A 23736-nucleotide genomic window follows, 5' to 3' on the forward strand; every position below is an offset into this window, starting at 1 on the left:
AGCCCATAAAGTGCACAATCGCACAGATTAAGTGCGGCGCCGTTCCAATCAACGCGGCCAGAGTTGCGGGAAAAACGGCCCGTCAATCCGATCCCCCTCGCCATAGCCTGCCGCCTCGAACTGCGCACGCTCGTCCTTGGCCCAGTCGCCGCGATACCGGATGACACCATCAGGTGCCGTCATGCGAAGGGTGAAGCGCCGCACCGTTTCCGACGGCGTGGTCGAGGACAGCCCGCCATGCAGCGTTCGCATGTCGAAAAAGATACAATCCCCAAGCTCCAGATCCCATTGCAGCAACTCATACGCGCCGGGGTCGGCATTGACATCGGGTGGCGGGTGATAGGTCAGCCCGGCGACTTCGGTGGGCTCATAGCTGGGATGCCCATCGGCAAACCGCACCCGCATGAACAGCTTGTCCCATAGGTGTGAGCCCTTCACGAATGCGATGCCGTTTTCCTTGGTCACGGGTTCCAGCGGCAGCCAAAGGACGCACATCGTGCCTTCGAAGTCGAAGTACGACAGGTCCTGATGGAAGGGCGGGCGCGAGGTCGAGCCGGCCTCGCGCAGGAACCAGTTGTCCATGACAAGGTTGATGGATGGCGCCCCCAGCAACCCGGCGGCAAGCGGTGCGCAGGGGGACTTGTGAACGAATTCGTTGAATTGCGGGATTTTGTTCCAGGCCCAGTAGTCTTCGTAATAGCCCGGGGCGTTCGGATCCTTGGTATGACGGGTGAAATTATCGGTCGGCGTGTCAAGGTCGGCGTCGATACCTGCGCGCAGTAATGACAACCAGTCGGATGAGAATTTCGACCGCAGAACAACAGCACCATCGCGTTGGAAGGCGGCAATGTCTTCCTGTGTAACCAGATCTGCTGTCGTCATGGAATGATCATCCCGATGTGGTTCGGTGGCCCAGAGCATCGCACCACGCACCGCCAGAGGTCAAAGAGATTCGTTTCGACGACCCGGAATCACTCACAGAACCGTGAAGGCGCGGGGATCCTACCGCGCACGGCCTCGGATTTTGAAAGAAACATGCTATGTTTCAGATGGAAGCCGCAGACTGACAAGATTGGATCGCGTATTGGAGGTTTCTCGATGACAGATGCGTTGCTGTCCCGTCGTTCCCTGATCACCCAAGGTGTTGCCGTTTTGGCGACCGGCGCCACAGGGCTTTTGGTGCCTGCCCGCGCAGCCGGGATTGCGCCGACGCCTTCGATGCGGGGCGGATCGAACAACTATCGCCCCGGTGCGCCAATCGTGGACCGGATCGGTGGCGGCGGGTTCTGGATGACCGGCACCGTACGACGGGCGGGCGATGGCGCTCCCCTGCCCGGCCAGCGCATTCAGATCTGGGCCCATACCACAGAAGGGCACGAGCGTGACCCGCAAAGCCATGGGGCGACCTTGACGGATGAAAAGGGTGAATTCCGCCTGGAAATGCCGCAGATCGTTCCTGCATTCGGTCAACCGCACGGGCATCTGGCCTATGACAGCGGCGCGTTCGAAACCGTGTTCCTGCGGCCTGTGATGTCCAGTTCCAAAGACAAGACACTGGCTGCGCATTTCGTGTTGCAACCGCTCTGATCCCGGTGATCCGAACCGGTGTCATTTGGGCGACCCTGATCGCCGCCCTTGCCGTTCCTTTAATCGCTGCGGCAGGCAGCCCGTATCTTGCCTGGCGCGATCCAACCTATATCCTCGCCGGGTTTGCCGGAATTCTGAGCTTGGGTCTGCTGTTGCTGCAGCCGCTTCTGGCCGGAAGATACCTTCCGGGCTTGTCCGCAGTGATGAGCCGCCACATTCACCGCTGGATCGGTCTGACCCTGGTACTGGCGATTGTGGTCCATGTCGCGGGGTTGTGGCTTACCAGCCCGCCGGATGTGGTGGATGCGTTGTTGTTCGTATCGCCAACGCCGTTCTCGGCCTGGGGTGTCATTGCCATGTGGGCCGCTTTCGGGGCGGCCCTGTTAGGGGTCTTCCGCAAACGTCTGCGCCAGCGCTTTCGTCTTTGGCGGCTGAGCCACACCGCACTGGCCGGGGTGACGATTGTCGGCAGCCTTGTTCACGCCATGCTGATCGAAGGCACGATGGAGATCGTAACCAAAACAGCGCTTTGCGCACTGGTCCTCTTGGCGAGCGCAAGTACGCTCGCCAAATTGAAAGTTTGGGATATCCGTCGACGCCCTTAGACGCCCAGGCACCAGCGCATCACCGCCTTTTGTGCATGCAGACGGTTTTCGGCTTCATCAAAAATGACCGAGTTCGGTCCATCCATGACCTCGGAGGTCGCTTCTTCCTCGCGGTGGGCCGGCAGGCAATGCATGAACAGCGCATCCGGTTTGGCATGCGACATGAGTTCAGCATTGACCTGATATGGGCGCAGCATGTTGTGGCGGCGCTCTTTGGCCGACTGGGAATCATGCATCGAAACCCAGGTATCCGCGACGACGAGGTCCGCGCCTTCCACCGCTTTGTGCGGATCCCTTTCGATCACGATTTTCGAACCTTTTTGACGGGCAAACCCCATGAACTCCTCTTCCGGGTCAAGCTGAGCCGGTCCGGTGAAGGTCAGATCGAATCCGAATTGACCGGCGGCGTGCAGGAAGGAAGCGCAGACATTGTTGCCATCACCGGTCCAGACCACCTTTTTGCCAGCGATGGGGCCGCGATGTTCCTCGAATGTCAGAACGTCGGCCATGATCTGGCAGGGGTGGGTGCGGTCGGTCAGGCCGTTGATCACCGGCACGTCCGAGTATTCAGCCATTTCGGTCAGGATGGTTTCATCGAAGGTGCGGATCATGATCATGTCTACATAGCGCGACAGCACGCGGGCAGTGTCGGCGATGGTTTCGCCGTGACCCAGCTGCATGTCCTTGCCGGACAGCACCATGGTCTGCCCGCCCATCTGGCGCACGCCCACATCGAAAGACACGCGCGTCCGCGTCGAAGGCTTTTCGAAGATCAGCGCCACCATGCGATCTTTCAGCGGCCGTTCGTCGTCAGGGGCGGCCTTGGGGCGGCCCAAACGCGCCTGCTTCATCACGCCGGCCTGATCGATCATGGCCCGCAGATCGGTGGAATCGGTTTTGTGGATATCAAGAAAATGGTTCATGTCGGTTCGTTTCCTGGCTGTCGGTTGCCGGGGGCGCTGCCCCCGGACCCCCGGAGTATTTGGGAAAAGATGAAAATCAGGCGGTTTGGAGCTGGGTCTCGATCTGCCGGGCGGCCTTGTCGAGGCGGATCATGGCCTGAGCGATATCGTCCTCGGTCAGGGTGAGAGGCGGCAACAGGCGGATCACGTTGTCGGCGGCGGGAACGGTGATGACGAGGTTGTCATAACCTGCATTGACCACGTCAATATTGGCAGGCTTGCACTTGAGGCCGAGCATCAGGCCCGATCCGCGCACCTCTTCGAACACCTCAGGGTGATCGGCGATCAGGGCTTCGAGCTTTTGGCGCAGCAGGCCCGCCTTGCGGTTGACGCTTTCCAAAAAGGCTGGTGTTGCCACATGATCGATCACCGCGCAGCCCACCGCGCAGCCCAGCGGGTTGCCGCCATAGGTCGAACCGTGGGTGCCCGCAGTCATGCCGGATGCCGCGTCCTCGGTCGCCAGTACCGCGCCCAACGGGAAGCCGCCGCCGATGCCCTTGGCGACCATCATGATATCAGGCGTGATCCCAGCCCATTCATGGGCAAAGAGCTTGCCTGTCCGGCCGACGCCGCACTGGACTTCATCAAGGATCAGCAGCAGCCCGTTGTCGTCGCAGATCTGACGCAGTGCCTTGAGTTCGGCGTCGGGGACGGGGCGAATACCGCCTTCGCCTTGGATGGGCTCGATCAGGATCGCGGCGGTCTTGTCGGTGATGGCGTCGGTCACGCCGTCGAGGTCTCCGAATGCCACATGCACGAAACCCGGCAGCAGAGGGCCGAAGCCCTTGGTCATTTTCTCGGACCCGGCAGCGGCGATGCCGGCTGACGACCGGCCGTGGAAGGAACCGTCGAAAGTGATGATCTCGACCCGCTCGGGCTGAGCTTTGTCATAGAAATACTTGCGGGCCATTTTCACGGCCAGTTCGCAGGATTCCGTGCCGGAGTTCGTGAAGAAAACCGTATCGGCAAAACTGTGTTCCACCAGCTTGTCAGCCAAGGCCTGTTGCTGAGGGATGTTGTACAGGTTCGAGACATGCCACAGCGCATGGGCCTGGTCCGTCAGCGCGGCCACCAATGCCGGATGGGCATGGCCCAGCGCGTTCACGGCGATCCCTGCGCCGAGGTCCAAGAAACGTCGGCCATCCGCCTCGGTCAGCCAGGCGCCTTCGCCCTTCACGAATGTCAGGGGCGCACGGTTATAGGTCGGCAGAACGGACGGGATCATGGGATCATCCTTTTCAGGTAGTATGAGCCTCGTGAGTGATACACGAAGGCCCTGTTCGTCAACAATTTTGGTGAGGTCTGTGCCGATTTGCCGGGCACACGAGATCAAACAGGCCGGTTACGCAAAGATGCGTCGGCGTCGGAGCAGTTGGATATGCACATGTTTGATCATGGCCGACCGTATAGCGATGCTTGCGCAGGTTGGGAAGCCGGTATTTTGCAGGGATCGAATTTTGCCCTTGCCAAAGCCTGTGCAACCGCGCACCGCTTGGCCATGTTCCAACCCAAGCACCACAATCCACCGCTTGCCGCTGCGCTGATTTTTATCGCCACCGCATTTATCGCCGCGACGACGCTGCTGGCCAAGGCGCTGGGGACGGATGCGTTGGGCCCGCCCTTGCACGCCATGCAGATCAGTCACGGGCGGTTTCTGTTTGCCCTGCTGGCGATTGTGCTGGCGGTTGCAACTCTGCGGCCCCGGTTGGTGCGGCCCCATTGGGGGCTTCACGTCGGGCGGACCAGTTTTGGCTGGGCGGGGGTGACATTGATGTTCGCATCGGTTGCCTTCATTCCGATGGCGGATGCGACGGCCATATCCTTTCTGAACCCTGTCTTTGGTATGGTGCTGGCCATTCCGCTGCTGCACGAGCGGGTTGGTCCTTGGCGCTGGCTGGCGGCGGCTGTCGCCTTGACGGGCGCGATGATCCTGCTGCGCCCGACCTCCGCCAGCTTTCAGCCCGCCGCCCTTCTGGCGCTGGCGGCGGCTGCGCTGATCGGGATGGAGCTGATTTTCATCAAAAAGCTGTCCGGGCGCGAGCCACCGATGCAGATCCTGCTGATCAACAACGCAATGGGGGTGCTGATCGCCACTTTGGCCGTCAGCTTCGTCTTTCAGATGCCAACCCCGCAGCAGTGGGCGGCATTGGTGGGGATCGGCGTTCTGATGGCCTGCGCCCAGGCCTGTTTCGTCAACGGCATGGCGCGGGCGGATGCATCCTTTGTGGCCCCGATCAGCTACGCCACGCTGATCTTTGCCGCCCTTTACGACTTTGCGGTCTTTGATGTGATCCCCGACTGGATCAGTCTGGTCGGATCTGCGACCATCCTGGCCGGCGGGCTGATCCTGGTCTGGCGAGAAGCGGTGCGGCGCCGCGCCTGAGAGCCTGCCCCGCGCGGCGGGAACGGGTGCGCCTGCATCCCGGCCCGTGCAACCGGCCGCGATGGCCAGGCCGCCCTAAGCCTTGAGGCGATATCCGGTGCGCAGCATCAGCCAGGTGATGGCTCCGATCACGAGTGTCGCAAACGTACATACCGCCATCCCCAGCCACGGAGAGCTGTCGGACACTCCGATCATTCCATAGCGCAAACCATCGATCAGATAGAACACCGGGTTCAGGTGGGTCAGGCGGTTCAGCACGGGCGGCAGCGCCTCGACCGAGTAGAACGTACCCGACAGGAAGGCCAGCGGCGTGACGATAAAGTTGGTGATTGCTGCCATCTGGTCGAACTTGTTGGCGAAGATACCGGCAAACAGGCCCAACGCGCCCATGAATGCCCCACCCAGAACAACAAAGGTCAGCGCGATCAGGGGGTGCTGAGGCGCAATGGAGAGCAAGACCAAGAACGCAATCGAGATCACCAGTGCGATCATCACGCCTCTGGCAATACCACCCGCGAGGTAACCCAGCAGAATCTCGAGCGGTGACAGCGGTGGCATCAGGGTATCGACGATATTGCCCTGCACCTTGGCGATCACCATGGAGGACGAGGTATTGGCAAAGGCATTCTGGATCACGGTCATCATCATGATCCCCGGTGCCAGAAACATCACAAACGGCACACCCATGACATCGGGCCGGCTGGGTCCGATGGCGATGGTGAAGATCAACAGGAACAGCCCCGCCGTAACCAGTGGTGCCAGAACCGTCTGCGTCCAGACGGCCAGAAAACGCAGGGTTTCGCGCTGCGCCAGCGTGTACAGGCCCATCCAGTTGACTGCTCCGAAGCGACGCGCGGTCTGATCTGCGGGATTTTGCATGATTTGCCCTCAACCTGATTCGAAGACAGCTTGTAACTCGGGCAGCAGTGTTTAGAATAGGGGGCTGAGACGAATTCCCAAGGCGGCCCGAATCCGGGGCCGCTTTCCGCTTTTGAAAGGCTAACGATGTCCTGGACAGACGAGCGTGTTGAACTGCTGAAGAAGATGTGGGGCGAAGGCCAGTCGGCCAGCCAGATTGCCAAGGAACTGGGCGGCGTGACCCGCAATGCGGTGATCGGCAAGGTGCACCGCCTGGGCCTGTCGAACCGGACGGCAGGCGCATCCCCGGCCAAGGCGGAACCGAAAGAAAAACCGGCGCCTGCCCCCAAGGCCGAGGCCAAGCCCAAACCTGCACCCAAGACCGAACCGGCGCGTCCGGCCCCGGCCCCGACCGCCGAGGCGAAACCGGTCGTTCCGGCCCGCCGTCAGATCATCCCCGCCGGTCAGCCGCTGCCACCGCAGCCATCGGCCAACGAGATCAGCCCCGAGGCGCTGGCCAAGGTCAACGAGGTTGAAAAGAAAGCCAAGAAGCTGACTCTGATGGAATTGACCGAGAAGACCTGCAAATGGCCCGTGGGCGACCCCGCGACCGAGGATTTCTGGTTCTGCGGCCTTCCGGTTGAGGCGGGCAAACCCTATTGCGAGGCGCATGTGGGAGTGGCCTTCCAGCCGATGAGCTCGCGCAGGGATCGTCGGCGGTAATTGCGAACACAAGAACCTAAATCATGTCTATGGAACGTGAAAAGGGCGCAGGCGTTTCGCCGCGCCTCTTATCGGAGGCGTTGCATAGTCAAAAACGACGCAAGGCGTAACGGGTTCTTACAAAGAAAACACCCTCGCTGAATGCTGCGAGGGTGTTTTAGTTCGGAGCGTCAGCTTTGCGGACTTTGCTGCCGTTTGATCGGGTTGCCCACAGGTCCGCTTCTTTTGATTTCGTGGCTAAGTGTGTTTAGCATTTCTGCAGGATGTATTTTGAGAGCTAAGCCATGTCTGATCCATATTCTGATCTTGGCGCACAAGACACCGCGCTTCAGGAACGTATTGCAGCAGCGATGGAAGCCCGTTGCCTTGAGCCTGCACAGGTCGCAATTCGCAAGGCCTACTTGAGTGAGTTAAAGCTCCCGAGCAATGCACGTGCGTTGGAACTCGGGTCCGGTACAGGCCACGTAACTAAGGACCTACTGGACGTTGCAGGCGCGAAAACAGCGCATGGGCTCGAACCTTCACCGGTGATGGTTGAACGGGCGAAAAAGAGCTTTGGAGATGATGCGCGGCTCAGCTTCGATATCGGCGATGCAAAGGACACGGGGTTTGAGGACACATCATTCGACGTTGTCCTAATGCATACCCTGTTGTGTCACGTGCCTGACCCCGAAGTTGTTGTTCAGGAAGCATTCCGCATCCTGAAGCCGGGTGGTGTATTGGCGATTTGTGATGGCGACTACGACACAGCGACGGCGCAGATTGCAGATTTCGATCCGCTGGATCAACTCATTCGGTTCATGATCAATCAAAATGTCACCAACCTTTGGATAATGCGTCAGGTCTCCGGAATGCTCGCCAAGACCGGCTTTCAACTTGGGGCAAGAAGAGGGCATGGATACGTCGCCGAAGCAGAAGCGACATACTTCCTGACTGTCATAGACCGAGGTGCTGACCGCATGATCGAAGAGCGCGTACTGTTTCCCGAAACAGCGGAGGCGTTGAAGGCGGAGGCAAGACGCCGGGTGGCTGAGAAGACCTTCTTCGGTTTCATGTCTTACGTAAGCCAGATTGCGACAAAGCCTTAGGGCAACTAAGCACTCTGGTAGACCGGACTTTCGTTCGCCGCGCAGCATCAGTCACTTTGGGCTCGGTACGGCCATTCGCCGCTTTTCGCATCGGTGGCCGCTCGCAGCCCAAACCGGACATTCGCAACTAAACTATGCAAATCCCCATAAGCGGGAAAAAGTTACTGGTGAACCTTTCGCAAAAATGTCTCTTATCTGACGCCTAGCAGTTTTTCACTCAGACCCGCGCGGCGATCATTTCGGCAGCTTTTTCAGCAATCATAATCACCGGCGCGTTGGGATGTCCGGTGTTCATCTGCGGCATCACAGACGCATCGGCAACGCTCAACCCTTCAAGCCCGCGCACCTTCAAGTCGGGAGCAACGACGCAATCATCGCTTTGCCCCATCCTGCAACTGCCGACAGGATGAAAGGACGTCGACGAAATCTCGCGGATGTCCGCAAGAAGTTCTTCGTCGCTCTGGGCGTCCGCCCCCGGAGATATCTCAACTGGATTGAGCTTCGCAAAAGCTTCCTGTGACACAATCTTCCGCGCTTCTTTGATGATCGCGCGCATCAGATCGACGTCCGCCGGATCGCTAAGATATCTAGGATCGATAATGGGCCGATCCAATGGGTCGTTTGATGCAATAGTCACACGCCCTCGGCTCCATGGACGGGTCGGAAAACCAGAGATTGTGAAACCGTGGCGATCCGGTGGGCGATACTCCGGGGCTCCCAAGCTTATGAAATATGGGATCATAAGCAGTTCTATATCGGGAATATCGACATGAGGTCCGGATCTCAGAAATGCACCAGACTCAAAGTGGTTCGTTGTCAGGGGCCCGCGCGACTCCTCTGAATAGAGGCGCTCAACTTCCGCAGTTTGCTCAGAGCTTCGGCCAAAGAAGGTCAAGGGTTGATCGATTTCCCAACGGGCGCGGTAATGAAAGTGATCCTGCAAATTTTCGCCCACACCGGGGAGGTCATGCTTCACCGGGACGCCGACATTGTTCAACAGGTCTGCTGGGCCAACGCCCGAGAGTTGCAGGATCTGTGGTGAACCTATGGCGCCCGCTGCCAAGACGGTTTCCTGTGCAGTTGCATTGTTCAGTTCTCCCTTGGCGACATAGTTCACACCGGTCACAGAACTGCCCTTAAACTGCAACGACATAACCGTCGCGCCTGTCACAACGGTCAAGTTGGGGCGCCCCATCGCCGCGGAGAGGTATGTCTGCGCGGTGCCGCCCCGCCGGTTATCCTGCAAAGTCGCGGGGAAATAACCGCAGCCGTCCAGTTCCGTGCCATTCAGATCGCCATTAAACGGAATCCCGGCCTGTTGGCAGGCTTGGATAAATGTCTCGGTCAAGGGCGACCGTTCACCTGGCTTGGTCACAGTCAGCGGGCCACCGTCTCCATGGATCGACGGATCTCCATCGACTTCCCAATTCTCAGCCTTCTTGAAATAGGGCAGCACACCGTCCCATCCCCAGCCCGTTGCGCCCATTTGGGACCAAGTGTTGTAGTCTGCCGGATGCCCGCGCAGGTATATCATGTAGTTAATCGAACCAGTGCCGCCGATACATCGACCGCGCGGATAGGCGATCTGGCGTCCCGAAAGTTCGCCCTGCGGAGCTGTCCGAAAGGCCCAATCGAAGCGTGTATTAGTGAGAGCGCCAAATTTTGCGGGTGTGGAAACCCGGGGGTCGTCGTCCGATCCACCGGCCTCTAATAGCAAAACGGAACGCTTTACATCTTCGGTCAAACGAGCGGCGAGCACGCATCCTGCACTTCCGGCGCCAACGATAATAACGTCAAAACTATCCGTCATGACAAAACCCCAAACTACCAATCCGGAAAGAGTGGCGGACAGTCTGCCCTTTATCAAGCAACACATTTTGCGGAGGTTGGGTATGTCCGCTTTGGGCTCGAACCTGACATTGAAGTGCCGGTGATCTTGGAGTCACTGGCACATGGCAGCCTTTCACTGCGCGGGATGTGTCGGCAGGTTCGGCATCGCGACCCATCCGGGCAGTTCGTCCGGCGAAACTGAAACATGCAGGCGTTCTGAAGGGTCCTGCCCGACCTTGCGGTGCTTTCGCAGCAGGAAAATCTTGCCCCAGCTGCGCCATGTGCCAACCGACGGCGCATGGGGGTCAATGGGAAACCGATCGCGCCAGCCGTCGGGCAATGTCAGACCGTGCAATTCCGCCTTGCCCAGCATCCAGATCAGGGAAATGTTGCTCAGCGGCCGCGCCTCTTCGTAGCCGTTCAATTGGCCACCTATGTCGCCATGGGTTCCACGGAACCAGACCTGCTCCACATGGCCCTTGAACTCGGGCGTGCAGGTCCACAGAACTGGTTCGAACACTTCGCGCGTCTCATCCAGCGCCAAAGCGTGATACCCGTGGCGGGTGACTGGGCCCAACTGATGATTGTGAAATGCGTGCTTCTCTTCGGCCCAGCGCCACAGCAGCGGCAGACGCAAACCCAGCGCCTTGACCGTGTCCCAGGCGCCGATCATCTCGATCTCGACGCCGTCGTGGCAGAAACGTCGGCGGAATTCGCTGGCGGCGATGCCGTCTGGATTGCATTCATAGTGGCGATACGCTTGCAGTATGTTTCGCTCGGTGGCGTGTTCCGCCTTGAGCAGGCCGATCATGTCGATCACGCCGGCCAGACTGCGCACGCCATAGGCACCGCGCGAATAGCCGAAGAAAAAGATCTTGTCGCCCGGCTTGTAGCGGGACGCCAAATACCCATAGGCGCGACGGATCTGGCGGTTGATGCCCCGGCCCATCATCACGTCCAGCGAGGACTTCCAGCTTTCCCACTGCACGCCTGCCTCGTAGAACACCGAAACCTTGCTGCCCATCTCGCAGCACAGGCGAAATGTCTGACCGGCGTGGGTTTCAAACCCCGGTTCCAGAGTGGACATGGTGCCATCAAGGATGATGACATGGCTGATCGGTTCGCGGTGCCGCGTCTCGGCGGAATGCTCGGACCGCAAAGGGCGCCCGAGCCATCCCAGTACCTTTCTACTCAGCCGCGACAGATTCATGCGTCAGCAATTCCCATACTTTGTGAGGTGTGAAAGGCATGTCCGCCTGCCGCACCCCGTGGTCCCAGAGCGCATCCTGAACCGCGTTTGCCACAGCGGCCAGTGCGCCCACGGTGCCAGCCTCGCCACACCCTTTCATCCCCATCGGGTTCGAGGTTGACGGAACCGGCGCCGAGGTAAACTTAATCATGGGTATGTCGGTTGCACGGGGCAAGGCGTAATCCATAAACGAAGCCGTGAGCAGTTGCCCATGTGCATCGTGCACGACATGTTCGGTCAGGGCCTGGCCGATACCCTGCACCACCCCGCCATGCACCTGCCCTTCGGCCAGCATTGGATTGATAAGATTGCCAAAATCGTCAACCACCGTGTAGCGGTCCACCCAGGTTTCGCCGGTGCAAGAATCGATCACGACTTCGGCAACATGCGCGCCGTTCGGGTAGCTGCGCGCATCCAGGTTGGCGCGGGCCTCATGTTGCAGCAGATCCGTTCGACCATCGGCACGCGCCATCTCGGCGGCTTCGGTCAGGGTCGGCGTCAGGTTGGAGCCCGGCGCTCGGAATGTCTCGTGGTCAAAACTCACATCGTTTTCCTCGACCCCCATCTTATCGGCAAGATAAGGCGTGAATGCGGCGATCATCTTGTCAATCGTGGCCAGGGTGGCGGTGCTTTGCACCGTGACCGAGCGAGACCCGCCAGTGCCGCCGCCATGGGCAAGCCGGTCGGTATCGCCCTGAATGACGGTGATCTTGTCAATGGGGATACCCGTCTGATCTGACAGGAACTGGGCGTAGACCGTCTCATGCCCCTGCCCGTTCGATTGTGTGCCGACGTAAAGATTCACCGTTCCATCCTCGCAAAACGCGAACTTCGCGTTTTCGGAAGGGTCTCCCAAAATGCTTTCGATATAGTAACAGAGACCCTGCCCCCGGATCAGACCGCGTTCGGCATCCGCAGCTTTGCGGGCCTCGAACCCGGCGGTCTGGTCGGCCGCACGGGTGAGAACCATGTCGAAATCGCCGACATCATAAGTTTCGCCGGTGGAAGTGGTGTAGGGGAAATCGCCGGGGCGGATGAAATTCTTGCGCCGCAGTTCCCATGGGTCAACGCCCAGTTCACGCGCGGCGCGGTCCATCGCGCGTTCAAGCACGTAAATCGCCTCGGGGCGGCCCGCACCGCGATACGCATCCACCTGCGTCGTGTTCGTATAGAAGCCTTCGACCCGCAAACAGGTGGTCTGAACGTCATAGACACCCATCAGCACTTTGCTGAACAGGCTGGTCTGGATCGCCTGACCAAAGTGGCTGTTGTATGCGCCAAGGTTCACCTTGCTGTGGACCCGATAGGCGGTGATCTTGTGATCGGCGTCGAAGGCCAGCTCGGCCAGCGAGGTCAGATCGCGGCCATGATGATCAGACAGCATCGCCTCGGATCGGTCGGACATCCAGTGCACCGGCTGACCCAGCTTCATCGCCGCCACGGAGACGCAGAAATATTCAGGGTACGGCATGACTTTCATACCGAAACCACCACCCACATCCGGGGTCGTGACGCGTATGTCGTCCGCATCCAGTTTCAGTTTTTGTGCCAGTTGGGCCTTCATCGCCCATACGCCCTGACCTCCGTAGGAGAAATGCAGGCGCCCCTCGGACCAGTTCGCCTGACATCCGCGCGGCTCCAGCGAACTGATGATGACCCTGTTGTCGGTGACGTTCAGCGACACGGTATGCGCGGCCGCCTGAAAGGCTGCCTGGGTCGCGGTTTCGTCGCCCAACCCCCAATCGAACGCACGGTTCTCGGGCGCTTCCACGTGCAGGATCTCGCCCCCGGCCTCGACGTCCAACTTGGCCGGGCGCTCTTGCGTATCCATCCAGATCAATTCAACCGCGTCCTGCGCCTGCGTCAGGGTATCCGCAATGACAACTGCCACCGGCTCGCCCACGAAACGCACGCGATCCCTGGCCAGCATGTGCCGATCGGGCGCAGCGGCCCTGGACCCATCCCGGTTCTGCAAGACGGCCGCATTCAGCACCGTATCGATGCCTGATGCTGCCAGATCGTCCAGCGTCATGACCAGCCGAACGCCGTCGGCAGCCCGTGCGGCCTCGACATCCAGAGACGTGATGTCACCATGCGCCACCGGGCTGCGGAAGAATGCGGCAAACAAAGCGTTCCCGGGCACCGCATCGTCCATGTAACGCCCCTGCCCGGTCAGGAACCGTTGATCCTCGGTCCGTTTCACCGGCTGGCTTCTGCCGAACTTTTCCATGGGTGGCCCTCCTGCGCGATATCAGGGCGAGCCTAGCCCGCGACCCGGCGATGTCCAGCGGGGTTCACCGAAATTCGTTTGCGCGCAAAGGATGTTCGGCTAGCCTTTGGCCATGAGCTGGACGCATGAAACCGTTTTTCCCTTCTCTGCCCCGATGACCAGCGGGCAGTCGACCACACATGACGTTTATGTCGGAGGCGAAGGCCCACCGATCCTGATCCTTCAGGAACTGCCCGGGATCGGGCCCGAAACGCTGGCGTTGTCCGCCAAGCTCAACGCATCCGGCTTTCGCGTCTACCTGCCTCATTTGTTTGGAACCTATGGCAAGGTTGAAATGGGCAAGAACATGGCCCGGTTGTTCTGCGTGCGGCGCGAGTTCAACATTTTCGCCCGTGGCAGGCAGAGCCCCATTGCAGGATGGATGCGCGCCCTGACCCGTGAGATCAAGCAACGCGAAAACAGCGCCGGTGTGGGCGTCATCGGCATGTGCCTGACCGGCAGTTTCGCCCTTACCCTCATGGCAGAAGACGCCGTTCTGGGCGGGGTAGCCAGCCAACCAGCGCTGCCGATCCTCGGGGGCCGCCATCTGCATATGAGCGCTGAAGACATCGGCGCGGCCTCTGCGGGTATGGCCGCGAAAGGCCCCGGTCTGGCGATGCGGTATTCCGAAGACAAGCTTGCACCAAAGAAACTGATGCGGGCGCTTGAACAGGCATTCGGCAATCTGCTGGAAACCGTCGAATATCCCGGCAAGGATCATTCGCTGCTGACACTGGATTTCCATGAACCCGCCTATCAACGCGTTGACGCCTATTTCAAAGCACGCTTTGGCATGGCGTAGGCGCACTAGGCCTTCCCCTTGCCGCGCGCATTCGCTATTGCAGGCGCTGACCCGAATTTGTTGACGCAGGACGCATCCCATGGCGATGGAAAAGACATTCAACGCGGCCGAGGCCGAGGCCCGGATCTACAAGGCCTGGGAACAGGCCGGAGCCTTCAAGGCAGGCGCGAACAAATCGCGCGACGAGAGCTTTTGCATCATGATCCCGCCGCCGAACGTGACCGGTGCGCTGCATGTGGGCCATGCGTTCAACAACACTCTACAGGACATTCTGATCCGCTGGCACCGGATGCGTGGCTTTGACACGTTGTGGCAGCCCGGGCAGGATCACGCCGGCATCGCAACCCAGATGCAGGTTGAGAAGATGCTGGCCGCCACGCAACAACCCAGCCGCAACGAATTGGGCCGCGAAAAGTTTCTGGAGAAAGTCTGGGAATGGAAAGGTGAATACGGCGGCACCATCATCGAGCAACTGAAGCGCCTCGGCTCTTCCTGTGACTGGTCGCGCAACGCATTTACCATGGCCGGTGCGGCGGGCGATCCGCGCACGGGCCACGAAAACAGCCCCAACTTCCACGACGCGGTGATCAAGGTTTTTGTCGACATGTACGACAAAGGCCTGATCTACCGCGGCAAGCGGCTGGTCAACTGGGACCCGCATTTCGAAACCGCGATTTCGGACCTCGAGGTCGAGAATATCGAGGTCGCCGGCCACATGTGGCACTTCAAATACCCTTTGGCGGGCGGTGAGACATATGAGTATTTGGAAAAAGATGAAGATGGGAATGTGATCTTCCGCGAGGAGCGTGATTATATTTCCATTGCCACCACCCGCCCCGAGACCATGCTGGGCGACGGCGCGGTCGCGGTGCACCCCTCGGACGAACGCTATGCGCCCATCGTCGGCAAGCTGTGCGAAATCCCGGTTGGTCCGAAAGAGCATCGCCGCCAGATCCCGATCATCACCGATGAATACCCCGATCCGAATTTCGGCTCGGGCGCGGTGAAGATCACCGGCGCGCATGACTTCAACGACAACATGGTCGCCAAACGCGGCGGCATTCCGATGTATCGTCTGATGGACACCAAGGGCGCGATGCGGGCCGATGGGGCCCCTTATGCCGAAGAGGCAGGCAAGGCGCAGGACTATGCGCGTGGGCGCGCGTTCACCGAGAACGAAATCGACGCGATCAATCTGGCGCCGGATCATCTGCGTGGCCTCGACCGGTTCGAAGCGCGGGCCAAGGTGGTGGAAGAGATCACCGCTGATGGTCTGGCCGTGATGACCCGCGCGGATGATCCGCGCCTGGGATCAACCGCTTTGAAGCCGGATCAGGAAGGCGCCGACACGCTGGTGCCGCTGGTCGAAAGCAAACCGATCATGCAGCCCTTCGGCGACCGGTCGAAGGTGGTGATCGAGCCGATGTTCACCGATCAGTGGTTCGTCGATGCCGCCAAGGTCGTCGGCCCCGCGCTGGACGCGGTCAAGGACGGCACGGTCAAGATCATCCCCGAGTCGGGCGAGAAGACCTATTACCACTGGCTGGAAAATATCGAGCCCTGGTGTATCAGCCGCCAACTGTGGTGGGGGCATCAGATTCCGGTTTGGTATGGTCTCGACCTGTCGGCAGAAGACTTCATTGACGACGAGAATGATGGCGACCTTGATCTGGTTGAATTGGGTCGTTTGCTGAACGAAGGCGGCATGCTGCACCGTGGCAATGTCATGGAATGTGCCGCGAGCTTTGAGGCCGTTACCGAAAAGTTTCTTGACGACAATGCGGACATTCCCAGCCCTCTGAGCCACGCGACCGTGATCGAAGTCACCGACAAGCAGGAGGCGATCCATCGGTTCGCCGAAAGCCTGGCGCAGTACGCCGTTGAACAGGATCCGACCAAGCTGGTTTACCCGGTCTGGCGCGACCCTGACGTGCTGGACACGTGGTTCTCCTCCGGCCTGTGGCCTATCGGCACGCTGGGCTGGCCCGAACAGACCGAAGAGTTGCAGCGCTACTTCCCCACGGACGTTCTGATCACCGGTTTCGACATCCTGTTCTTCTGGGTCGCCCGGATGATGATGATGCAGCTGGCCGTGGTCGATCAGATCCCATTCCACACCGTTTACCTGCACCAGCTCGTCCGCGACGAGAAGGGCAAGAAAATGTCCAAGACCACCGGCAACGTCATTGACCCGCTGAAGATTGTGGACGAATTCGGCGCCGACGCGCTGCGCTTTACCAACGCGTCTATGGCGGCGATTGGCGGCGTGCTGAAACTGTCCCGCGAACGCATCACCGGTTATCGCAACTTTGGCACCAAGCTTTGGAACGCCGTCCGCTTTGCAGAGATGAACGAGGTTTTCACCGATGCCGTCCCGCAGCTGGACGTTGCCGATCTGAAACCCAAGGCCGCCGTGAACCGCTGGATCATCGGCGAAACCGCCCGGGTGCGCGAAGAGGTCGACGCGGCGCTGGGCAGTTACCGCTTCAACGACGCGGCGAACGGGCTTTACGCCTTTGTCTGGGGCAAGGTCTGTGACTGGTATGTGGAACTGTCCAAACCTCTGCTGCAAGGCGATGACGCCGAGGCCCAGGCTGAAACCCGCACCACCATGCGCTGGGTTCTGGATCAGTGCCTGGTCCTGCTGCACCCGATCATGCCCTTCATCACCGAGGAACTGTGGGGCCTGACCGGCACCCGTGCCAAGATGCTGGTGCATGCCGACTGGCCGACCTATGCCGCCGCCGAACTGGTCGATGCCGACGCGGATCGCGAAATGAACTGGGTGATCTCGGTGATCGAGAACACCCGTTCGGCCCGCGCCCAGATGCGCGTTCCGGCCGGTTTGTACGTGCCGATGCTGGTGACCGAGATCGACGCCCACGGCCAGGCCGCCTGGGACCGGAACGAGGCGCTGATCAAGCGACTGGCCCGGATCGACAGCTTGACCACGGCCGACACGCTGCCCAAGGGCACCATCTCTATCGCGGCGCCCGGCGCGTCCTTTGGCCTGCCGCTGGCGGATATCATCGACATCGGCGCGGAAAAGGAACGGCTGGAAAAGGCCAAGGGCAAGCTGGCCAAGGAACTTGGTGGCCTGCGCGGCCGTCTGAACAACCCGAAATTCGTGGCCTCGGCCCCCGCAGAGGTCGTGGAAGAGGCCAAAGCCAACCTCGCCGCCCGCGAAGAGGAAGAGGCGAAACTGAACGAGGCGCTGGCCCGACTGACCGAAATCGCCTGATCTTCATCTTTTCACAAATACTCAAATCCGGAACCCCGCCGCGGCCACAACGGCGGGGTTTTCTTTTGCACGCTCGGGCCTTGCCCGAACCTGCCCCTGCTTGTTAGCAATCAGCGAACACATTTCTCCGAGGCCGTCATGACGCACAATGCCCCACCGTTCCAGACAGTCTCGACCGGGCTGGTTGTGGCAATCGTCGGTTTTTTCAGCTCCTTCCCGATCGTCTTGCAGGGGTTGGCGGCGATGGGCGCGTCCCCGGCGCAGGCGGCGTCCGGATTGATGATGGCGGCGATCGCCATGGGCCTGACCGCCATCGTGCTGAGCCTGTGGTACCGACAGCCGATCAGCGTGGCCTGGTCCACGCCGGGTGCGGCCCTACTGGCGGTTTCCGCCACACCTGCGCTGGGGTTTGCCGAAGCGACAGGCGCGTTCCTTTGTGCAGGGGCTTTGACCGTGTTGGCCGGGCTGTGGCGACCATTGGGGCGAATGGCTGCGGCTATACCGACGACCCTGGCGCAGGCCATGTTGGGGGGCGTGTTGCTGCCGCTTTGCATATTGCCCTTTCAGGCAGCGGTTGACCTGCCATGGCAAGCCTTGCCGGTAATTCTGACATGGTTCATCGCCGGCCGGATCAACCGCCTGTTTGCCGTTCCGGCTGCGGTCGTGGCAGCGGCAGCCGTCGTGGTTCTGAACGCCGGGGACGCGTCGCTGACGCCGACGCAATGGGTCGCGGCTCCGGTCTGGACCACGCCCAGCTTCTCTGCGGCTTCGGTCATCGGGATTGCCGTGCCGCTGTTCATCGTCACGATGGCGACCCAGAACATCCCCGGCATCGCGGTGATCCGCAGCTTTGGCTATGCGCCGCAGACCGGCAAACTGTTCTCTTCCGTGGGTATTTCCAGCATCTTGTCTTCTCCGTTCGGTGCCCCCGCCACCTGCCTTGCGGCGATCACCGCTGCGATGTGCGCGAACGAGGACAGCCACCCCGACCCCGCGCAACGCTATTGGTCTGCCGTGATGGGTGGATTGTTCTATTGCCTGTTCGGGGTGTTCGCCGTGGCGATTACCGGGTTCGCCATTCATGCCGATCCACTGTTGATGGGCACGCTGACCGGTGTTGCGCTGATCGGGGTGATGGCCAATGCCACATCCGCCGCGCTGGAAGTTCCGGCAGAGCGCGAAGCGGCCATCCTGACCTTTGCCATCACTGCATCAGGGATCACCGCGTTCGGGCTTGGTGCGGCGGTCTGGGGCTTGCTGGCAGGCGGGATGGCCTATCTTGTGAAACAACGCTTTCGGTGAACGGGTTCAAACTGCACTTCAAAGCAAGTATGTAGAGGCCATGTTTGGAGCGTTGGGAAAACTGGTCGAGCGCCAGATCAAGAAAGCCCAAGCCGAGGGTCAGTTGCTGGGCCTCGAGGGCGAAGGCCAACCACTGCCTGACCGGTCATCCGAGGCATTGAGCGATCCGGCCACCGCCGCCGGCCATCGGATCATGGCGCAGGCAGGCGTAATGCCGGAAGAATTCGACATCAAAAAGCAGCTCGACACAGCGCGGCAGGACTATGCGACCCTGACGGACCCCGCCGAGCGCAAGGCCGCAATGGCCCGTATCGCCGATCTGGAAATGCGCTACAACATGGCCCGCGACGCACGGCGGGCCTTCATGCGGTGATCATTTGAACACGGGCTTGCGGCCCTGCATCTGCGCCATGACAACTTCCATCTGGTCGGGTTTGCCAATCAGTTCCACCTGCTCAGCGGATTCCGCCATCAGAATGTCTGCGCGGGACTGAGTTTCAGCGACCTCGATCAGACGCTTGGCAGCACGTATGGCCGAAGGACTTTGACCCGCGATGTTTTCGGCAAGGGCCAACGCTTCGGTCAGCGGATCGTCGGACAATTGCGTCACCAGGCCCCACTCCGCCGCCTGCGGCGCACCGATCGGGCGGGCCGTGTAGGTCAGCAGCCGCAGCACGTCCGACCGGACCAGCCGGGGCAGCAGAACCATTCCGCCCATATCGGGAATGATGCCCCATTTCATCTCCATCACGGCCAGTTTCGCTTCGGGATGTGCGATACGGATATCCGCGCCCAGCGCGATTTGCAGGCCACCGCCATAAGCCACGCCCTGAATTGCGCAGATCACCGGAACCGGTACGCGACGCCAGATCAGCGCCAGCTCCTGCATCTCGTTGGCGTCTTCATGGCTGCGGGTCATCAGCCATTCCGTGGGGTCCATATGGGCCATCTTGGCAAAGCTTGCCATGTCGAGTCCCGCGCAAAAGCTTTTGCCTTCGCCGGACAGAACCACGGCACGGGCATCCGACGCCGCGACCTCTTGCCCGGCGGACAAAAGCGCCTTGATCATTGCATCATCCAGCGCATTCATCTTGTCGCCTCGGGTCAGAGTGACATGGGCAACGTGGTCTTGATAGGCAACGGATACGCGTGACATGGAGGACCTCCGGTAATTCAATCGTGACAAACATGCCCGGACAGCATGCCGAATACCACTGCGACGTCAGGGCATGTCGCTGACAGGCATTCGCCCGAACCATGGGGAGTCGAGGGTCATGACATAGAACTGATCGCCTGCGATCTTTCCGCCGGTCGTGATGCCCAAGCGGCCTTGCGGGTCCTGTAGCGTGCGCAGGATCGTTCCTTCGCCATCGAACTGCACCATCATGCCGCGATGGATCGGCGCGGGGCGCACTGCCGGACCCAATCGCCAGATCACCTTGCGCAGGAACGGGTACGGCATCAGCGCCTCGGACGGGACACGCGGGCTGGCAAAGGCCATCCAATAGGTGCCGTCGCCCTGAGCCTCGAGGTTGTCGGGATAGCCGGGCAGGTTTTCCAGCAGGATCTCCTGCCGCCCTGCATTTGGTCCGGTCAGCCACAGCTTGTGCACGCGCGCGCGACCTGTTTCCGCGATCAGCAGAAAATCCTCGTCAGGTGAAAGTGCGACACCGTTGGTATAGACAAAGCCCTCGGCGATTTTCTCGGTGCGGCCATCGGGTGTGCGACGCGCGACGTAACCCGTATCGGACTGTTCCCAGATGGTGAGGACAGAGGTCGGTTTGGTCCCGCCCATGGTTTCAGGATCGAAGCGGTCAGATGAATTCGAGAAGTAGATCGTGCCATCCCGCGCCACATCCAGCTGGTTGGCGTAGATTACCGGGGCGCCGTTGATGTCGCCCACCAGCGTGTCCAATGTGCCCGGACCGGTCCAACGCATCACCCCCCGATAGCTGTCAGCGATGTAAAGCGCGCCATCCGGTCCGGCCTTGAGGCCCAGGGGACGCCCACCAAGTTGGTCAACCTCGACCGGTTCCACCCCGTCGATGCGGTAAAGGGTACCTGACAGGCCGGTTGTGTAGATCGCCCCATCTGGCATGACGGCGATGTCTTCGGGCCCGATCTCTTGACCCGGCAGGGGGATCAGCTGCGCCGCATCCAGTGCCGTGTTTTCAACGAAATCCCCGACAAACCCGGCATCTTCCGGCATTTTGACGGCGACAGGTTTTACCGGGACCGGCCAGATCAGAAGATAGGCGAGCCCCAGGAGAATAACGATCGAGAGAATGCGCATCTGCGCTCCTTTATTCATACTTCTTTTCCAGCACGCCCAACGCCTGTGCGCGCTTGCTCATCGATCGGGCTTGGGGTTATCTGCGGACATGACCGGACCTCGATACACCCCGCTTGCCCAATCCCTGCCCGCCACCGTGCCCTTTGTCGGCCCGGAAACGCAAGAGCGCCAGCGCGGCGAGTCCTTTGTGGCCCGACTGGGCGCCAATGAGAGCATTTTCGGCCCCTCGCCCCGCGCGATCGAGGCCATGGCGCAAGCCGCGTCAGAGATCTGGATGTACGGTGACCCCGAAAACCATGACCTGCGCCATGCTTTGGCCGACCATCACGGCGTATCGCCGGAAAATATCGTCGTGGGCGAAGGTATTGACGGGCTGCTGGGCTATCTGGTGCGGCTGATCGTCGGGCCCGGGGATGCGGTTGTCACCTCGGACGGGGCCTATCCGACCTTCAACTATCATGTGGCCGGGTTCGGCGGCATTCTTCACAAAGTGCCGTATTCAGGTGATCACGAGGACCCCTCGGCGCTTTTTGCCAAGGCAGCTGAGGTTGGTGCCAAGCTGGTCTATCTGGCCAATCCGGACAATCCGATGGGCAGCTGGCATTCCGGCGCGGACATCGTGGCTGCCATGGATGCCTTGCCTGATGGGTGCCTTCTGGTTCTGGATGAGGCCTATGTGGAATGTGCGCCCGAAGGGACGGCGGCACCTGTCAGCATAGATGATCCGCGCGTAATCCGGATGCGGACCTTCTCGAAGGTCTATGGCATGGCGGGTGCGCGGGTTGGCTATGCCATGGGCACGCCAGATCTGATCGCGGCCTTCAACAAGGTGCGCAACCATTTCGGCATGAACCGCGCCGCGCAGGCCGGTGCTTTGACGGCTTTGCAGGATGGCGCGTGGCTGGAGCATGTTCAGGCGCAGATCGAACAGGCGCGCGCGCGGATCGGTACGATTGCCCAGGAAAACGGATTGGCGGCCCTGCCTTCGGCCACCAATTTCGTGGCGATTGACTGCGGGCGCGACGGGGATTTTGCCAAGGCCGTGCTGGGCGCCCTGGTGGCGCAGGGGATTTTTGTCCGAATGCCGTTCGCGGCACCGCAAAACAGGTGCATTCGGGTAAGCTGTGGCCCGGCGTCTGATCTGGATGCGTTCGCCGCCGCTTTGCCCAAGGCGCTCGCGGTCGCGCGGGTGCGCTGATTGATCCCTTTGCGCCCGGTCGGACAGCAAAGGGGGGCTGTCTGCCCCCCATCGCGCCACGGCGCGATCCCCCCGAGGATATTTTTGGCCAGATGAAGAGGCGGATCCTGCGGAGACGCCCGTAGGGTGTCAGGCCGCCAGCACGGCGGCGGCGGCTTCGAGGGCCCCCTTGCCACGCGATATGTCAAGTGAAGCCATGCCTGTTTCCACACCGCCCAGAATCGCCATGACCATCTGCCCGTTGATATGCCCCATATGACCGAGACGGAAACAGCTGTCATAATCCTCCATCCCCAAGCCGATGCCCAATGTCAGGCCCAACCGGGTTTCGGTGAACGTACGCAGGGCCGTGCCGCGACCTTCCGTCAATCGCAGGGCCGTGACGGCGTGGCTGCGAAAGGCACGGTCGGCGACGTTCAGGTACAACATGCCGCCTTCGGCCCAGGTCTCACAGGCCGCCCAGATGGCATTGGCCAGGCGCTCATGGCGGGCCCAGACCTGCTCGATCCCCTCTGCATGGATCAGATCAAGCGCGGCGCGCAGGCCATAGAGGTGGTGCGTGGGCGCGGTGCCGTTGAAATACTGGTAGAACAGGTCTGGATTAGCGCGCGGCTGCCAATCCCAATATTGCGAAACGCGCGGCATGGTGGCCCGTTTGGATTGTGCTTTCTCGTTGAAGAAAACAAAACCGATGCCCGCCGGGGTCATCAGGCCTTTTTGGCAAGCGGCAACTGTGACATCGACGCCCCAGCCATCCATCTCGAACCTGTCACAACCCAACGAGGCAATGCAGTCTGCCATCAACAGCGCCGGGTGTTGCAGGTCGTCCAGAAGCCTGCGCAGCGCCGGGATATCGTTCCGGATCGAACTGGATGTATCCACGTGGACCGCCAGAACCGCCTTGATCTGGTGGTTTCGATCCGCACGCAACGCATCTGCGATCCGGTCGAAATCCCAGGCTGACGAGGTGCCGAAATCGATCAATTGGACCTTTGCCCCGATCCCTTCGGCCATTTCTGCCCAGCCATGGGTGAACCTGCCCGAGGCAGGGGCCAGAACGGTTTCGCCGGGGGCGATCACGTTGGACAGTGCCGCCTCCCAGGTGCCGTGGCCATTGGCGATATAGATGGCAACGTTGTGCTTTGTGCCGGCAACCCGGCACAGATCGCGCGTCAGGCCGGGCATCATATCAATAAGTTCGCCATCATAGATGTTGGGCGACGGACGGTGCATGGCTTGCAAAACCGCGTCCGGCATGACCGAAGGGCCCGGAATGGCCAAATATGTCCGCCCCTGGGAAAGGGAAACTGTCTGTGTCATGGGGTCAACCTGTATGAATTGACGCC

At 60.6% G+C, this 23736-nt stretch carries 20 protein-coding genes; 10 read left to right on the forward strand and 10 right to left on the reverse strand.

Annotated elements, in window-relative coordinates; translation table 11 throughout:
* Positions 1-48: 48 nt before the first annotated feature.
* The gene (locus GOW31_RS13555; protein WP_171170760.1) at positions 49-882 is read right to left on the reverse strand and encodes a phytanoyl-CoA dioxygenase family protein; all 834 of its coding nucleotides are present in this window, start codon (positions 880-882) and stop codon (positions 49-51) included.
* A gap of 216 nt (positions 883-1098) precedes the next feature.
* On the opposite strand from GOW31_RS13555, the gene GOW31_RS13560 reads away from it, so the two are divergent.
* Both GOW31_RS13560 and GOW31_RS13565 read left to right on the forward strand, forming a co-directional pair.
* Positions 1099-1587 carry a twin-arginine translocation pathway signal gene (locus GOW31_RS13560; RefSeq protein ID WP_171117607.1) on the forward strand — a complete coding sequence of 163 codons (489 nt, stop codon included), beginning with the start codon at positions 1099-1101 and terminating at the stop codon, positions 1585-1587.
* Positions 1588-1595: 8 nt separating this feature from the next.
* Entirely contained in the window at positions 1596-2192 is a 597-nt protein-coding gene (locus GOW31_RS13565) for a ferric reductase-like transmembrane domain-containing protein (protein WP_371807895.1), read from the forward strand.
* Here the strand turns inward: GOW31_RS13565 and argF are convergent.
* Together argF and GOW31_RS13575 are read right to left on the reverse strand one after the other, a co-directional pair.
* Positions 2189-3115: an ornithine carbamoyltransferase gene (gene argF / locus GOW31_RS13570; RefSeq protein WP_171117603.1), complete on the reverse strand. Its 927-nt coding sequence runs from the start codon at positions 3113-3115 to the stop codon at positions 2189-2191. The genes GOW31_RS13565 and argF overlap by 4 nt on opposite strands.
* 76 nt (positions 3116-3191) lie before the next feature.
* Positions 3192-4379: an aspartate aminotransferase family protein gene (locus tag GOW31_RS13575; RefSeq protein WP_171170763.1), complete on the reverse strand. Its 1188-nt coding sequence runs from the start codon at positions 4377-4379 to the stop codon at positions 3192-3194.
* A 273-nt stretch (positions 4380-4652) separates the two neighbouring features.
* Between GOW31_RS13575 and GOW31_RS13580 the strand changes: the two genes are divergently transcribed.
* Positions 4653-5537 (forward strand): DMT family transporter, encoded by an 885-nt coding sequence (locus tag GOW31_RS13580; protein WP_171170766.1) that lies wholly within the window; start codon positions 4653-4655, stop codon positions 5535-5537.
* Positions 5538-5612: 75 nt separating this feature from the next.
* Here GOW31_RS13580 and GOW31_RS13585 read toward each other — a convergent pair whose 3' ends face one another.
* Positions 5613-6416 (reverse strand): ABC transporter permease, encoded by an 804-nt coding sequence (locus tag GOW31_RS13585; RefSeq protein ID WP_171170768.1) that lies wholly within the window; start codon positions 6414-6416, stop codon positions 5613-5615.
* A 126-nt stretch (positions 6417-6542) separates the two neighbouring features.
* Between GOW31_RS13585 and GOW31_RS13590 the strand changes: the two genes are divergently transcribed.
* The gene (locus GOW31_RS13590) at positions 6543-7118 is read left to right on the forward strand and encodes a GcrA family cell cycle regulator (RefSeq protein ID WP_152457300.1); all 576 of its coding nucleotides are present in this window, start codon (positions 6543-6545) and stop codon (positions 7116-7118) included.
* A gap of 350 nt (positions 7119-7468) precedes the next feature.
* Positions 7469-8206 carry a methyltransferase domain-containing protein gene (locus GOW31_RS13595; protein ID WP_171170770.1) on the forward strand — a complete coding sequence of 246 codons (738 nt, stop codon included), beginning with the start codon at positions 7469-7471 and terminating at the stop codon, positions 8204-8206.
* A 217-nt stretch (positions 8207-8423) separates the two neighbouring features.
* Here GOW31_RS13595 and GOW31_RS13600 read toward each other — a convergent pair whose 3' ends face one another.
* The 3 genes from GOW31_RS13600 to GOW31_RS13610 all read right to left on the reverse strand — a co-directional run bounded on the left by GOW31_RS13600 (position 8424) and on the right by GOW31_RS13610 (position 13515).
* A complete protein-coding gene (locus GOW31_RS13600) occupies positions 8424-10016 on the reverse strand; it encodes a GMC family oxidoreductase (RefSeq protein ID WP_170380577.1) in 1593 nt (530 codons plus the stop codon).
* 153 nt (positions 10017-10169) lie between these two features.
* A complete protein-coding gene (locus GOW31_RS13605) occupies positions 10170-11246 on the reverse strand; it encodes a DUF2235 domain-containing protein (RefSeq protein WP_171170773.1) in 1077 nt (358 codons plus the stop codon).
* Complete coding sequence (locus tag GOW31_RS13610; protein WP_171170775.1) at positions 11224-13515, reverse strand: xanthine dehydrogenase family protein molybdopterin-binding subunit; 2292 nt, start codon at positions 13513-13515, stop codon at positions 11224-11226. Before GOW31_RS13610 ends, GOW31_RS13605 begins: the two co-directional genes overlap by 23 nt.
* A 112-nt stretch (positions 13516-13627) precedes the next feature.
* Here GOW31_RS13610 and GOW31_RS13615 point away from each other — a divergent pair, with 112 nt between their 5' ends.
* The 4 genes from GOW31_RS13615 (at position 13628) to GOW31_RS13630 (ending at position 19272) form a co-directional block, all read left to right on the forward strand.
* The gene (locus GOW31_RS13615) at positions 13628-14356 is read left to right on the forward strand and encodes a dienelactone hydrolase family protein (protein ID WP_152457295.1); all 729 of its coding nucleotides are present in this window, start codon (positions 13628-13630) and stop codon (positions 14354-14356) included.
* Between the two features lie 79 nt (positions 14357-14435).
* Complete coding sequence (locus GOW31_RS13620; RefSeq protein WP_171170784.1) at positions 14436-17597, forward strand: valine--tRNA ligase; 3162 nt, start codon at positions 14436-14438, stop codon at positions 17595-17597.
* Between the two features lie 138 nt (positions 17598-17735).
* The gene (locus tag GOW31_RS13625) at positions 17736-18899 is read left to right on the forward strand and encodes a benzoate/H(+) symporter BenE family transporter (RefSeq protein WP_171170786.1); all 1164 of its coding nucleotides are present in this window, start codon (positions 17736-17738) and stop codon (positions 18897-18899) included.
* Positions 18900-18939: 40 nt separating this feature from the next.
* The gene (locus tag GOW31_RS13630; protein ID WP_171170789.1) at positions 18940-19272 is read left to right on the forward strand and encodes a DUF1992 domain-containing protein; all 333 of its coding nucleotides are present in this window, start codon (positions 18940-18942) and stop codon (positions 19270-19272) included.
* Here GOW31_RS13630 and GOW31_RS13635 read toward each other — a convergent pair whose 3' ends face one another.
* Positions 19273-20055: a crotonase/enoyl-CoA hydratase family protein gene (locus tag GOW31_RS13635; RefSeq protein WP_171170791.1), complete on the reverse strand. Its 783-nt coding sequence runs from the start codon at positions 20053-20055 to the stop codon at positions 19273-19275. It abuts the gene before it with no gap.
* Positions 20056-20121: 66 nt separating this feature from the next.
* Complete coding sequence (locus GOW31_RS13640; protein ID WP_253284213.1) at positions 20122-21210, reverse strand: SMP-30/gluconolactonase/LRE family protein; 1089 nt, start codon at positions 21208-21210, stop codon at positions 20122-20124.
* 70 nt (positions 21211-21280) lie between these two features.
* On the opposite strand from GOW31_RS13640, the gene GOW31_RS13645 reads away from it, so the two are divergent.
* Positions 21281-22390 carry a pyridoxal phosphate-dependent aminotransferase gene (locus tag GOW31_RS13645; RefSeq protein WP_171170793.1) on the forward strand — a complete coding sequence of 370 codons (1110 nt, stop codon included), beginning with the start codon at positions 21281-21283 and terminating at the stop codon, positions 22388-22390.
* A 129-nt stretch (positions 22391-22519) separates the two neighbouring features.
* Here GOW31_RS13645 and GOW31_RS13650 read toward each other — a convergent pair whose 3' ends face one another.
* On the reverse strand, positions 22520-23710 hold the full coding sequence (locus tag GOW31_RS13650; RefSeq protein ID WP_171170795.1) for an alanine--glyoxylate aminotransferase family protein: 1191 nt from the start codon (positions 23708-23710) through the stop codon (positions 22520-22522).
* Between the last annotated feature and the right edge of the window lie 26 nt (positions 23711-23736).

Origin of the sequence: Ruegeria sp. HKCCA0370, from assembly GCF_013033705.1 — a bacterium.
Taxonomy (GTDB): Bacteria; Pseudomonadota; Alphaproteobacteria; order Rhodobacterales; family Rhodobacteraceae; genus Ruegeria.